This window comes from Chryseobacterium tagetis (genome assembly GCF_016735585.2).
Taxonomy (GTDB): domain Bacteria; phylum Bacteroidota; class Bacteroidia; order Flavobacteriales; family Weeksellaceae; genus Chryseobacterium; species Chryseobacterium tagetis.
Genome location: NZ_JAERSE020000003.1, coordinates 94,649 through 108,854 on the forward strand (window position 1 = coordinate 94,649; position 14,206 = coordinate 108,854).

Below are 14,206 nucleotides of genomic sequence, written 5' to 3' on the forward strand. Positions count from 1 at the left end.
TTAAAGCACAGTTAAACTTAACTGTGCTTTTATTTTAAAACACAACAATGATAAAAAAGATTATAATTTCCTTAACGATATTAATATTGAATGATTTGTATTCACAAAATCTAGCATTCAACAAAGAAAGTTCTTTTCTTCCCGTTCTTAAATCACAGCTATCATCTGGTGTAAGCGGAGAGAAAAACGAAACGGATTATCCAACATATAAGTTTACATTAAAAGATTTGGAGGCAACTGAATCTATTATATCAAAAGAATTGGAGGATAACGGATATAAGAAGCCGGCTCAAGAGGAATTTATTAATAAAATTAACGCAGTTTTCAAAAGGATAATTGATCCTAAATCAGAATCTAAGTATTTGCATATCAATTTTGATAATAAATGTTCGAAAGACTTTAAACTTTTTAAAAATTCGAATAGCATAGATGCTGATCCATATAGTACATATGTTTTTAAAAAAGGGCTATTCATTTCAGATTTATATAGTATCCCTGAATTACTAGATTATACTAAAAATTCTGAATTATCCGAATATGAAAAGAATGCCCAAAATAATAATCACATACCAGATGTGAAAATATATTATTGGAAGGATGTAACGGATTTAAAAGAGATCAGAAAGCAAAATATTAAGACGATTGTTGCTAGAAATATGTATCTATTCAATAATAATAAATCTTATGCAACATGGCTAGTGCAGAATGATCAAATTTTCATTAAAAATCTTATCAAATTTTTTGGATATGATAAGGAACCAAAATTTAATGAATATGTTATTAATAATTTGAATTCAAATTCTTTAAATAATGCAAAGGAACTATTGAATTACATTGCTTCAAAAGATTGCGGAGGAAAATTAAAATTAAGAAATTCCTTCCTTAATTCTTATGAATCTATTTATAATAGCTCGAAAAATGTAAATGATATCTTGATATTAAAATATGTAAGTTCAAAAATAATCAATGGTGAAACTAAAAACAGTTTTAGTAATAAAGAAGATATGAGGATTCTTGCTTCTTTAGCAAACACATATGATCCATTATTTAAAAAGTATCATCATGACGGGCAAAATTGGGGCGAAGTGACAATATTAGCTGATTACAGGGATTTTATAGGTCAAGAAGAATGGAATAAAGTTAAGAATGAATATAGAACAAACAACTATTATAATTTACCCAATTTAAAATCAATGATCGAATATGCTGATTTATTTGATAGTGTAGGAGCTCCAGATTAATTTTCGTAAAAAATAAAAAGGATATCTTAAGATATCCTTTTCCATTCCCTAAACACAAACAATAATGATGAAAATTTTAAGTATTTTAATGGTTGTTCTATTCTGTTGTGCTTGCAATAATAAGTCTCAGGAAAAGAAAGATGCTTATTTTACTACTGCCAAGAAAAATCAGGGTGATAATATTGTTGAAATAGTTTTAGCAAAACAACTTAAACAAGGATCAAGTAAATCAATTGATGAAGCCGGAGCTGAGTTAGCTAAAATGCCTTTTGAGCTGGAAGAATTGGAAGCATCGGCCGAAATTGCTAAAAACATATTGCTTTCCAATGGTTTTAAAGAATTGTCGGATGGTGATTTTGATGCTAAAATCAAAAATATTTTTGGAAGAATTATTGATCGTAATTCAAATAATCCATTTTTATATATAAATTATTTTGATAAATGTGATAGAAATTTTATTACATATAGTAATAATAGTGTTGATTATGAAGGAGGATATGTCGATAAGAAAAGAAAACTTTTTACTGATTTTTATTACATCCCTGAAATTATTGATTATCAGAAAGAATATCCGGCATTAAATAATATAGAATCAAGCAAAATCATTCGATCTTCAGGTGCTCAAGGAACAGAAGTCGAAATACCTCATTGGAAAGACGTTTCCAACCTGAAAGAACAAAGAAACGTAAATATTAAGACGATCGTTGCCAGAAATATGTATTTATTCAATGACAATAAAACGTATGTAACATGGTTAATTACTCAAGATACTTTTTTTATTAAAATGTTGGTTACTAAATTCGGGTATACGAAAGAGCCTAAGTTTAATGATCTTGTTATGAATGATTATCTGAACAATTATCAAACTTCTGCTGCGATTGGTGATGTTATTTTTACAAGAAACTGCAATGGAAAATTAGAAATAAGAACTGACTTATTGAAATATATAAAAGAACATACAAAATCAGATGAAAATAGGCTTTTAACGGCTTTAGAGAATTTTGGATATGCTTTGAAAGATAATAAGAGTTTTACTGCAGATGAAAAATATAAAATCCTTGCTTACATAGGAAATACCGTTGATCCGTTTTATTTGAATTTTGCGGGTATTAATTCAGGAAATGCTGTATGGAATGCTGAAAGCGTGCTTTACAATAGTGTAGTAAAAGATAAAAATATAATCTCAGTGTTTAAAAAGAATAATTACTACGGCCTTCCTGACTTAAAAGAAAGTTTAATAAGAATACAAGGGATTATTGAGCATTCTTCTGAATAAATTCTTCTTCTATATAAAAACAAAAAAACCTCTAAATAAATTAGAGGTTTTAAAGTGGTTTCTCCAGGAATCGAACCAGGGACACATGGATTTTCAATCCATTGCTCTACCAACTGAGCTAAGAAACCATTATATTTTTGTTTTACTTACTTCGTTGTTTTAAAGTGATGCAAAAGTAGTAAGTTTTGATATACAAAGCAAGTATTAATCGTACTTTTTTTAATAAAACTTAAAAACCTATTGATTCTCAGTTGAATTATTTTCCTGCTCTTTTCTTATCTGCTCGCTCATTTCCTCTAATACAGGCTTTATCGTGTTTTCAGGAAGATCACTTATTCTTATATACATCAATCCGTCGATCGCATCATTGAAGTTAGGATCAACATTGAAAGCTATAACTTTTGCGTTTTGTTTGATGTATTTTTTTATTAAAACAGGAAGTCTTAGTTCCGGTTCTAGATCATCAATGATTTTATCTAATTTATTTAAATCAGATTCCATTTCATCAAAGAAAAGATTTTTATCCCGGTCTCTAAGCTTTACTTTATATTCATTTCTAGGAGTGATATATTGAGCTACGGCAGAATCATAATAATTAGAACGCATAAACTCGATCATCAGAGACTTTGAAAACTCGGAAAACTTATTGGAAATACTTACACCTCCCATTAAGAATTTATGATCCGGATTTCTCAGGCAAACATGTACGATTCCTCTCCATAAAAGGAAAAGCGGAAGTGGTTTTTGCTGATATTCCTGACAGATATAAGCACGTCCCATTTCAATAACCTTTTTGAAGAATGGATGGATGTCCTGTTCAAACTCAAACAAAGAACTGGTGTAGAATCCTTTGATCCCGAATTTTTTCATGACTTCTTTACCTAAAGCCATTCGGTACGCTCCGACCAGTTTTTCCTCTGCATTGTCCCAAAGGAAAAGATGATGATAATGCTTATCATATTCATCCAGATCAAAAGGAAGGTTGCTTCCTTCACCTACTGCACGGAAAGTAAGCTCTCTTTGACGTCCGATTTCCCTCATGATAGAAGGAATCTCTTCGTAAGAAGTGAAATACACCTCGTAATTTCCGTTACTGAAAAACATTTTATCGGTGCCTCTCAGTTTATTGATGTCTTTAAGGATATCCTCTTTTGGAGTTTCGTCGATGATATTCTGAACGATATTTTCCTCTTTAAGTAAAGGAAATTTTACATATAGATTTTGAAGATTGATGCTTTGGGCTAAAGATTTTCTTTTTTCATAGTAAGATTTCATCATGTACACCTTACGTTTCAGAAACTCTCCCAATTCTTCAATGGTTTCCATATCATCCATTGCTTTTACCGTAATAGGTCTTCCAATTCTGATCCTGATAGGCTTTTCCCTATCGGCCATCATTTCTGCAGGAAGCATCAGGGTTTGTAAATTCGGATGAAGCTTTGCCACCTGATAAAACAAACGGCTGTTTTTTGCATGAAAATACATAGGAACTACCGGTACTTTTGCCATTCTGATAAGCTTTAATGCCGGTTTTTCCCATTCTTTATCTAAGATTTCTCCATAAGGATTGTTTTTATTCGAAACTTCTCCTGCGGGGAAAATACCGATACAACCTCCGTCTTGTAAATGCTTCAAGGTCTCACGCATTCCGGATGAGCTGCTATAGGCGGCTCTTCTGTTTTCAAAAGGATTTACAGAAATCACATAAGGTTCCATTGGTTTTATTTTTTCCAAAAGGAAATTACCCATTACCTTGAAATCGGGGCGAATTTCTGATAAGATTTTGCACATTAAAATCCCGTCAATAGCACCCAACGGATGATTGGAAACCAAAATAAATGGACCTGTTTTAGGGATTTTTGCAAGATCTTCTTCAAAAGCAACATAGCTTAGGTTTCTTTCTCTCACAAATGAGTCGAAAAAGTCTTTATCTTCCTTGTCTTTTAGTTTATCGTATAATTTGTTGACTTCATTTATTTTTGCAATGCTCATTACAGCAGCTGCAATAGGATTCTTTAAGAACCCCATTTTACTTAAGCCGGAAGCTTTAATCAAATCGTTTTTCGATATTAAACTCATGTGTGTTTAGCTGCAATTTGTTTTATTTTGTTACCATTTGAAGCGTATTCTTCGAAATTTGCTCCAATAATACACTTTTTTCCTGGTAAAATTTATCAATGTTCTCTATCTTCGCATTTCTTACGGTAAATAAAGATACATTTTTTACAACTTCTGTTTCAAATACTTTTTGCAGTTCATTATTAAGATCATCAATAGTATTAAACTTGTCTTCCAGGCATAATGCTAATGAAATAGCTGAATTCTGCATCAAAGAAACTTTAATTTTATATTTAGATAAATATCCGAAAATTAAACTCATGTGATCTTCTGCAATAAATGAGAAGTCTCTTGTTGAAATTTTTAATAAAGTTTGATTTTCTTTTAAAATATATGATTCTTCGTTTTGGTTTTTGTCAGAAGCTCCCACTTTTGTACCTTCTTTGGTAGGATCTACGAAAGATTTTACGTAAAAAGGAATGTTTTTTTGCTGAAGAGGCTGCAATGTTTTCGGGTGAATAACACTGGCTCCGTAATAGGCCATTTCTATCGCTTCCTCATAAGAGATATTTGAAAGCAAAGTAACATCCTGGAATTTTCTTGGGTCACCTGTCATTACTCCCGGAACGTCTTTCCAGATCGTCATGGCATCTGCATCCAAACAATAAGCGAAGATCGCAGCAGAATAATCTGAACCTTCTCTGCCTAATGTTACGGTGAAGTTGTTTTCATCAGAACCAATGAAACCTTGCGTAACGTAGCAGTTTTCTTTATTCAAACGAGAAATCAGTTCTTCAGTATTTGCCCAGTTTACAACTCCTTCTCTGTAAGAATTGTCTGTTTTTACATAATCTCTTGCATCCAGCCATTGGTTGGCAAACTGAATTTCATTTAAATATTCACTTACGATTTTTGTAGAAATCATTTCACCGCAGCTCACTACTTGGTCGTAAACGAAGCTGTAGTTTGGAGATTTGTTTCTTCTTAAAAAAGAATCAATATCATCAAAAAACAGATTGATTTCTGCAAAAACTGCATGGTTTTCAGGAAAAAGTCCTTCAGCAATCTCAATGTGTTTTCGTTTTATCTCTTCAATTTCAGTTTGGTAGTTATCTTTCTTGAAATAAAGTTCTACAACCTTTTCCAATTCATTAGTGGTTTTGCCCATAGCTGAAATAACCAGCAAACATTTAGCAAATCCTTGGCTTTTTAAGACCATAGATACATTTTTTACACTTTCGGCATCTTTTACTGATGCTCCACCAAACTTGAAAATTTTCATTAAATTGTTAATAATAAAATTGTTAGATAAAAATTTATGAGAGTTTTTTACGGGTGACAAAATTATACATTTACGACGAGATATGAAATAGCCCAGTGATTCTATAGGCTTAAGATTTTATTAAAAATTAAGAATATGATGAAATTATTCAGATTGCTTTAAGAAAACGGGGAAGCCTTTTTATGATAAGGTCGTGTTATAGATGGAGAATAGAGTTGTACTGAGTTGATATACAGTGGATAAGGTCTTTTGTTGATAATTCTTTTTAATTGTGATAAATTTTACGAAATTTGGAGAAAACGTAAAAAGAAAAATATGTCAGAGCAACCATTACAGACTTTAGGAGAGTTTCTTATTGATAGACAGGATGATTTTCAGTATTCTACAGGAGAATTTTCTCGTCTTCTAAGTGCAATAAGACTAGCTTCTAAAGTGGTAAACAGAGAAGTAAACAAAGCAGGAATTGTAGACATTGCAGGAGCTGCCGGAAACCAAAATGTTCAGGGCGAAGAACAGCAAAAACTGGATGTGATTGCCAATGAAATTTTTATTACAGCTTTGTCTCAGAGAGAGGTTGTTTGTGGGATTGCTTCTGAGGAAAATGATGATTTCATCGATATTAAATGCGGTGAAAACGGTCATTTAAGCAAATATGTTGTGTTGATCGATCCTTTGGACGGTTCTTCCAATATTGATGTGAATGTTTCTGTAGGAACAATTTTCTCAATCTACAGAAGAGTTACCGAGCCGGGAACTCCCGTTCAGTTAGAAGACTTTTTACAAAAAGGCGTGAATCAGATTGCGGCAGGATATGTAATCTATGGTTCATCAACCATGATTGTATATACAACAGGAAACGGAGTCAACGGATTTACTCTTGATCCGTCTTTGGGAACCTATTATCTTTCGCATCCGAATATGAATTTTCCAAAAACAGGTAAGATTTACTCAATAAATGAAGGAAACTATATTAAATTCCCTCAAGGTGTAAAAAATTACCTTAAATATTGCCAGATGGAAGAAGGTGACAGACCATATACATCAAGATATATTGGCTCATTGGTAGCAGATTTCCACAGAAATATGCTGAAAGGTGGTATTTATATTTATCCGTCTTATTCACAGGCGCCTAACGGAAAATTAAGACTATTGTATGAGTGTAACCCAATGGCTTTCTTAGCAGAACAGGCGGGGGGGAAAGCTACAGACGGTTTCAGAAGAATTCTGGAAATTGAACCGACAGAGCTTCACCAAAGAATTCCTTTCTTCTGTGGAAGTGTAGATATGGTAGAAAAAGCAGAAGAATTTATGCGAATCGATAGCGTAAAATAATGAAAGCAGAATATTCAAGATATTTATTACAATTCAAGCGCCCGAGTGGAACATCTCGCGGCGTTTTGCATGAAAAAGAGACTTTTATTCTTGAAGTTTCGGAAAACGGAAAAAAAGGAATAGGAGAGTGTGCGGTTTTCAGAGGATTAAGTTTTGATGACAAACCTGACTATGAAGAAAAGCTGCAATGGCTTTGTGAAAATATTAATCAGGATTCTGATGTTTTAAAAGAGAAATTAAAAGAATTTCCATCGATTTGGTTTGGCTATGAACAGGCAGTTTCAAACCTGAAATATGGAGAACACCTTTATTTTCCAAGTGAATTTACCAACGGAAAAGCTCCGATTATCATCAATGGTTTGATTTGGATGGGAGATGTTCACTACATGGAAGAACAGATTCAGGATAAGCTTGAAAAAGGTTTTCATTGTATTAAATTAAAAATAGGAGTAGACTGGAAATCTGAACATGAAGTTCTTCAAAAACTAAGACAAAAATTTCCGAAAGAAAAACTGGAACTCCGTGTTGATGCCAATGGAGGATTCACTAAAGAAGAAGCGAAAGTTGTTCTGCAGCAGTTAGCAGATTTACATATTCATTCTATTGAACAGCCTATCAAAGCAGGAAACTGGAATGATATGGCGGAATTGTGTGCTCAAACGCCAACTCCTATTGCTTTGGATGAAGAATTGATAGGAATTATTGATTTCGATAAAAAGAAAGAATTACTGGAAACTATAAAGCCACAATATATTATCTTAAAACCGGCTTTAGTAGGAGGTTTTGCAGGCAGTGATGAATGGATTGCTCTTGCTGAGCAGGAAAACATCGGTTGGTGGATCACTTCTGCGTTGGAAAGCAATATTGGTTTGAATGCAATTGCCCAGTATACATTTACCAAAAATAATACAATGCCGCAGGGATTAGGAACTGGGGGATTGTTCACTAATAATTTTGAGACCCAATTAGAATTGAAAGGTGAGGAGCTTTATTTTAAAAATTAACTGCTCTGAAGCGTGTAAATCTTAAACTACATTTTCTACAAAAATAATTTTTTTGATGTAATCGATAAAGTCGGAGAATTTAGATTTTAATTTTTTCATAATATAGTGATATTTTTTTTCGATAGTATTATACTACCTTAGTGTTGTATTTGAATAGCGCAAAATTACAATTAAAAATCATTGTTTAAAGAATTATTTGATGTTTTTTATCACGTGTTTAAAGAAAAATAACAAATTGGTGAATTTTTTAAATTTAATGTAATGACAATCTATTTTTTTACCTCTTAAATTTTCTTAAATTTGCAGCTTGTCGTATTATTTCGGCATCTTATTAAAGCGAATTTTAATGGAAGAAGAAAAAAAATCTCTCAATTTTATTGAGCAAATTATCGAAGATGATTTGGCAAACGGTCTGAGAAATGATCAGATCCGTTTCCGTTTTCCACCAGAACCCAACGGTTATCTGCATGTAGGGCATACAAAAGCCATTTGCATCAACTTTGGTCTTGGTGAAAAATACAATGCTCCCGTAAACCTTCGTTTCGACGATACGAACCCTGAAAAAGAAGAACAAGAATTCGTAGATTCTATTATGAAAGACGTTGAATGGTTAGGTTTCAAATGGGATAAAGTTTTGTACGCATCCGATTACTTCCAGCAGCTTTACGATTGGGCCGTTAAGTTAATTAAAGAAGGAAAAGCTTACGTAGACGAGCAGCCTTCTGAAGTGATTACTGAACAAAGAAAAAATCCGGCAGAACCGGGAATTGAATCTCCATACAGAAACCGTCCTGTTGAAGAGTCTTTAGACTTATTCGAAAAAATGAAAAACGGTGAATTCGAAAGTGGTTCAATGTCTCTTCGTGCAAAAATAGACATGGTTTCACCAAATATGAATATGCGTGATCCTGTGATGTATAGAATTTTGAATAAACCTCATCACAGAACAGGTACAGACTGGAAAATTTATCCGATGTACGATTGGGCGCATGGTGAGTCTGATTATATTGAACAAATTTCACACTCATTATGCTCTTTGGAATTTGAAAACCACAGACCGCTTTATGACTGGTATCTTGATCAGGTATATGATGAAGGCAAAGTAAGAAATAAGCAGAGAGAATTTGCAAGAATGAACGTTTCTTATATGATCACTTCCAAAAGAAAACTGCAAAGGCTTGTCGCTGAAAATGTGGTGAGCGGATGGGATGATCCAAGAATGCCTACCATTTCAGGAATGAGAAGAAAAGGTTTCACAGCAACAGCTATCAGAAATTTCATTGAAAAAGTAGGAGTTGCCAAAAGAGAAAACCTTATTGAAATTCAATTATTGGATTTCTGTGTTCGTGAAGATCTTAATAAGGTGGCAAAACGTGTAATGGCGGTTGTAGATCCTATTAAATTAGTGATTGAAAACTATCCTGAAGGACAGGAAGAATGGCTGGAAACAGAAAACAATCCTGAACAGGAAAATGCAGGAACAAGAGAAGTTCCGTTCTCCAGAGAATTATATATTGAACGTGAAGATTTTAAAGAAGAAGCAAATAATAAGTTCTTCAGATTAAAGTTAGGTGGAGAAGTTCGTTTAAAATCTGCTTACATCATCAAAGGTGAAAGAGTAGAGAAGGACGAAAACGGAGACATCACGACCATTTATGCAACTTACGATGAAAAATCTAAGTCAGGAAGCGGAACTGAAGAAAGCTTAAGAAAAGTAAAAGGGACTATTCACTGGGTGTCTGCAAAACATGCCATTCCTGTGGAAGTAAGAAATTACGATCAACTGTTTACTGTTGAACAGCCGGATGCTGAAAAAGATGTTGATTTCTTAAATTTCATCAACCCGGATTCTGTAACTATCGTTCAGGGATTTGCTGAGCCTAATTTGAAAGATGTGGCTGTTGAAGAACCTCTTCAATTCCAGAGAATCGGATATTTTACAAAAGACAAGGATTCTACTGAAGAAAAAATGATTTTCAACAGAACAGTGACTTTGAAAGATTCTTATAAACCGTAATACTTGTAAGAAATACTATACAAAAAGAGGATTCAGTTAATGAATCCTCTTTCTTTTTAAATATACTTAATCAACTTATTTCAAAAAGTCTTTTTCCTGATAAGACGGATTGGGATATTTATAAAAGCCTTCTCCTGAAAGCACTCCCAGTTTTCCTTTGTCAATAAACTCAGATTTTAGGGTTTCTACAATTTTCAGTTTATCCGGATCTTGTGTGGCTTCTGCTTCCATTTTATTAATGTTATAAGCAGTTGTTATCCCAACAACATCCAATATTCCGAATGGTCCTGTCGGAGCTCCTGTAGCGACCATCCAGGTTTTATCAATGGTTTCTATATCGGCAACTTCTTTTACCCAAAGTTCCATAGCTGCACTCAGTAACGGAACCAGTAAAGAATTTACAATATAGCCCGGTTGTTCTTTATTAATGGGAAGAGCCACCATTCCAATTTCTTTGGCAAACTGGAGAACCGCATCAAAAACCTCCTGTGAAGTTCCCGGGTGCTTCATGACTTCTCCGGTATTATGCTTCCATATTTCATTGGCAAAATGGAATGCCAGAAACTTTTCAGGTCTTCCTGTATATTCTGCAAACTGACTTGGAAGCAAGGTAGAAGAATTGCTTGCAAATATTGTTTTCTCCGGTGCGACCTTCGCAAGCTTTTGATAAAATTCTATTTTGATATCCGGATTTTCCGGAACAGCTTCTATGAGAAGATCAGCATCTTTTACAGCTTCTGCCAGATCCGAATTGTAATGTAAATTTTTGAATGTGGCATCAAGCTGATTTTGGGTAGCATTCATATCTCTTTTAAAATTGTCTGCCATTCCATCAAATTTGGCTTTTGCTTTTTCCAGAACTTCATCATTGATATCATAAACGGTAACATTAAACCCATGAAAAGCACACTGAAATGCAATCTGATATCCAAGAACTCCGCTTCCTGCTATGGTTACATTTTTAAAGTTCATAACTTTTTATTTTAATTGACTGGAATTAGCTTTTAATTCCTTTTATCCAATCCTGGAATTTATTTACCTGCTCCATAAAGAAAGATTCATGTTCTTCTTTTTCTTCAGGACGGTTTACCAGAATATGTTCAAAATAAGTTCCTTTAAGGATTTTTCTTAAAATGCCTTCTCCTAAAAACGGTTTATAATCATTCAGTGACTGAGTGGCTTTTAATAAATGTCTGATGTCATACTGAAGAGGATTGATATCCGGAACCTGTTTGTTGAGATTAAGAAGCTCATAAACGGCTATTCTCGCTGTTCTCACAGAACTTTCCATGGTAAATACCACATCGTTATTGGTTTCTATAAACTGACCGACCAAACCTAGGTTTTTACAGCCTTCCGGAACGACTCTTGGTCTGTCTCCTTTAGCTCTAGGCAAGAACATAGAAGTAATATAAGGCATGAATGAGCTTCTTACAATGGTATTTTCCACCACGTTATCCAATTGGTCTATAATTCCCAGATGATAACAAAGCTCTGCAAGTATTTCGTCTCCGGTACATTCAGGCATTGTTTTTTTGATATAATTACCTTCTTTATCCATCAGCAATGCATATACCCATATTACCAGAATATCATCCGGCTGAGTTGGGAAGTGTGGCTGTCTGTTACAGGTGAAACTCATCACCCAGTTAGAGTCTGTAATGGTAATAATACCACCCGTTACGGTTTTTCCTGAATAAGGATCGTTGACAGATAGTTCTTTTAATTTTTCAACAAAAGCAGAAGGACGGCAAGTCAGTGTTGCAGATTCCCAGGCAGATTTCTCGATATGGCTACAGAATTTTTCAGGTTTTCCGAATACTTCAGATTTTGCGGCTAAGTTTTTCCAAAGTTTCCAGCCTGCACTTTGTCCACCTGAAGAATTGTCGATCGTAATGACCGGAGCCGTTTTATTATCTCCGTAAAAAGTACTTTCCGTCATAGAACCTGTAGTCACGATAACGTAATCTTCTTTTCCTACAGGTATTTTTACCTCTTCGCCATTTTGTTCGGTGATGATGCTTTCTACGGTTTTTCCTTCCGTGTCAATATGTATATCAAGATCTTTTACTAATGTATTGAACTCTATTTTCACTCCTTTACTTACCAGATAATTTTTTAACGGAGTAATATAGGTGTCATACTGATTGTATTTAGGGAAAACTAGACAAGAGAAATCTTTCATTCCGTCTATGGCGTGTAAAAAACGGTGCATATACAGTTTCAATTCCAGTAAGCTGTGCCAGTTTTCAAAAGCGAACATAGAACGCCAGAAAAACCAGAAATTACTGTTTAAAAAGGTTTCACTGAAATAATCTTCAATCGTCAGATCATCCAGCTCCTCTTTTTTCTTAAGCAGCAGCTTTACAATGGCCAATTGATCTTTTTTCTCTAGACCGAATTTGCTGAAATCCTGTATTTTCCCCTGATTATGAATTAATCTGGCTTTTGAATAGTTGGGATCATTATCATTAATTAATCGATATTCATCCAGTACGCTATAAGGAGCAGGCAATTCCAATGCAGGAATATCCTGGAACATATCCCATAAATTTTCATATGTCATATCCATTTCACGGCCTCCACGAATGATATATCCGTCTTTAGCGTTTCCGGCGCCATCCAGAGAACCTCCTTCTATATGTAACTGATCTAAGAAAATAATATTCTCTCCGGGAATATGGCCGTCTCTTATAAAATAATATGCAGCAGACATTCCTGCAATTCCGCTTCCTACGATATAGATTTTACTATTTTCATAAGACTTTACAGGAATCCCTTTGTTTCTTTGGTAGTTTCCAATCTGATCTGAAAAAGGCATCGTCTTTTCAGGGGTGTTAATCTGTACTTCTTTACTGGAATCTGGTTCGTGGTTTACTTTTCCGTACCCATCGTAAGCATTTAAAACTTTGTCGAATTTTGATGTAATCGTACTCATTTTGTATTGTTTTTTATTAACAATATAAAGGTACGCTGACTTACGGGAGGTATTATATCCCCAATGTCAGAATTATTATCCCTAAATTCTCAATAGCTGAAATTTTCGCTGTTTCTGTATTCGGAAGGAGAAGTGTTGGTGTGTTTCTTAAAAAATCTGCCAAATGCAGAAACGGAGTTGAACTGAAGCTCAAAAGCAATCTCGGAAATCGTTAAACTAGGATTTCCCAACATACTGTATGCTTCTTTTAAAAGGATTTCATCAATAATCTGATGAGGTGTTTTTCCACAGGCTTTTTTTACCACTTCAATAAGATACTTTCTTGAAATAAATAACTGCTCTGCATAAAACTGAACATTTCTGGAATGCTGAATATTTTCCCTGATGAGTTTATTGAATTTAAAGAACAGATTATTCTTTACTTCATCGCTTTCAATGTTGATATCTTCCTTATTGATGATTTCAGCGGTCTCCAGTAAAATATTAAAAATGATGGTACGTATAATCTCATCAATATACTTTCCTTTTTTCTGAACTTTTTTATCCATATATTCTAAAAGACTGATGAGTACGGAAACGTCATTTTCATTAGAATTGATGATACTGAAAGAGGTATCTCTGAAAATATTCATCTTCTCAATAATAAAAGGATTGGAGATGTTTTTAAGAAGGAAATTCTTATCAAAAAAGAGAAGTTTCATTCTGAAATCGTCGCTGGTTTTCAAAAACCGTACAATCGTAGAAGGTGCAGAAATAAGGAAACCGTGTTTTGAAACAGTATATTTTTTGCTGTCGATCTCAATATTTATATGCCCGGAAGTACAGATGCAGAGCGCATAATAATCCATCCTGAAAGATTCTTCAGGAAAGCTGAAGATTGTTTTCCCGGAAGAGATATAATAAGATTCACGGCAATCAATACTGTAAAATGAAAGAGTGTCATGTAAATTTTCATAAGCTATCATTCCGGTGGTATTTTAAGATTTGGGTCTAAAAAGTAGAAAAATAAATCAATACGTATACAATTTACGAATTTTATTAAATTTTCATTTAAAAAT

At 33.8% G+C, this 14,206-nt stretch carries 10 protein-coding genes and 1 tRNA gene; 5 read left to right on the top strand and 6 right to left on the bottom strand.

Going from position 1 to position 14,206, the window contains the following annotated elements; all coding sequences use genetic code 11:
* Nucleotides 1-47: 47 nt before the first annotated feature.
* Both JI747_RS10400 and JI747_RS10405 read left to right on the top strand, forming a co-directional pair.
* A complete protein-coding gene (locus JI747_RS10400) occupies nt 48-1,241 on the top strand; it encodes a hypothetical protein (RefSeq protein ID WP_225688403.1) in 1,194 nt (397 codons plus the stop codon).
* Nucleotides 1,242-1,305: 64 nt separating this feature from the next.
* Nucleotides 1,306-2,517 (top strand): hypothetical protein, encoded by a 1,212-nt coding sequence (locus JI747_RS10405; protein ID WP_225688405.1) that lies wholly within the window; start codon nt 1,306-1,308, stop codon nt 2,515-2,517.
* 55 nt (nt 2,518-2,572) lie between these two features.
* Here the strand turns inward: JI747_RS10405 and JI747_RS10410 are convergent.
* The 3 genes from JI747_RS10410 to JI747_RS10420 form a co-directional block, all read right to left on the bottom strand.
* A tRNA-Phe gene (locus JI747_RS10410) sits at nt 2,573-2,645 on the bottom strand.
* A gap of 109 nt (nt 2,646-2,754) precedes the next feature.
* Nucleotides 2,755-4,596, bottom strand: coding sequence for a lysophospholipid acyltransferase family protein (locus JI747_RS10415; protein WP_225688407.1), 1,842 nt, complete (start codon nt 4,594-4,596; stop codon nt 2,755-2,757).
* A 22-nt stretch (nt 4,597-4,618) separates the two neighbouring features.
* Complete coding sequence (locus tag JI747_RS10420) at nt 4,619-5,857, bottom strand: aspartate kinase (protein ID WP_225688408.1); 1,239 nt, start codon at nt 5,855-5,857, stop codon at nt 4,619-4,621.
* A 315-nt stretch (nt 5,858-6,172) separates the two neighbouring features.
* Here JI747_RS10420 and fbp point away from each other — a divergent pair, with 315 nt between their 5' ends.
* The 3 genes from fbp (at nt 6,173) to JI747_RS10435 (ending at nt 10,210) form a co-directional block, all read left to right on the top strand.
* Entirely contained in the window at nt 6,173-7,189 is a 1,017-nt protein-coding gene (fbp, locus tag JI747_RS10425; protein WP_225688409.1) for a class 1 fructose-bisphosphatase, read from the top strand.
* On the top strand, nt 7,189-8,193 hold the full coding sequence (gene menC / locus JI747_RS10430; RefSeq protein WP_225688411.1) for an o-succinylbenzoate synthase: 1,005 nt from the start codon (nt 7,189-7,191) through the stop codon (nt 8,191-8,193). The genes fbp and menC overlap by 1 nt, the downstream gene beginning before the upstream one ends.
* A gap of 346 nt (nt 8,194-8,539) precedes the next feature.
* The gene (locus tag JI747_RS10435) at nt 8,540-10,210 is read left to right on the top strand and encodes a glutamine--tRNA ligase/YqeY domain fusion protein (protein WP_225688413.1); all 1,671 of its coding nucleotides are present in this window, start codon (nt 8,540-8,542) and stop codon (nt 10,208-10,210) included.
* Between the two features lie 75 nt (nt 10,211-10,285).
* On the opposite strand, the gene JI747_RS10440 is transcribed toward JI747_RS10435, so the two are convergent.
* The 3 genes from JI747_RS10440 to JI747_RS10450 form a co-directional block, all read right to left on the bottom strand.
* On the bottom strand, nt 10,286-11,182 hold the full coding sequence (locus JI747_RS10440; RefSeq protein ID WP_225688416.1) for a 3-hydroxyacyl-CoA dehydrogenase: 897 nt from the start codon (nt 11,180-11,182) through the stop codon (nt 10,286-10,288).
* Between the two features lie 25 nt (nt 11,183-11,207).
* Entirely contained in the window at nt 11,208-13,148 is a 1,941-nt protein-coding gene (locus JI747_RS10445) for an oleate hydratase (protein ID WP_225688418.1), read from the bottom strand.
* Between the two features lie 89 nt (nt 13,149-13,237).
* The gene (locus JI747_RS10450; protein ID WP_225688420.1) at nt 13,238-14,113 is read right to left on the bottom strand and encodes a helix-turn-helix domain-containing protein; all 876 of its coding nucleotides are present in this window, start codon (nt 14,111-14,113) and stop codon (nt 13,238-13,240) included.
* Nucleotides 14,114-14,206: the final 93 nt, after the last annotated feature.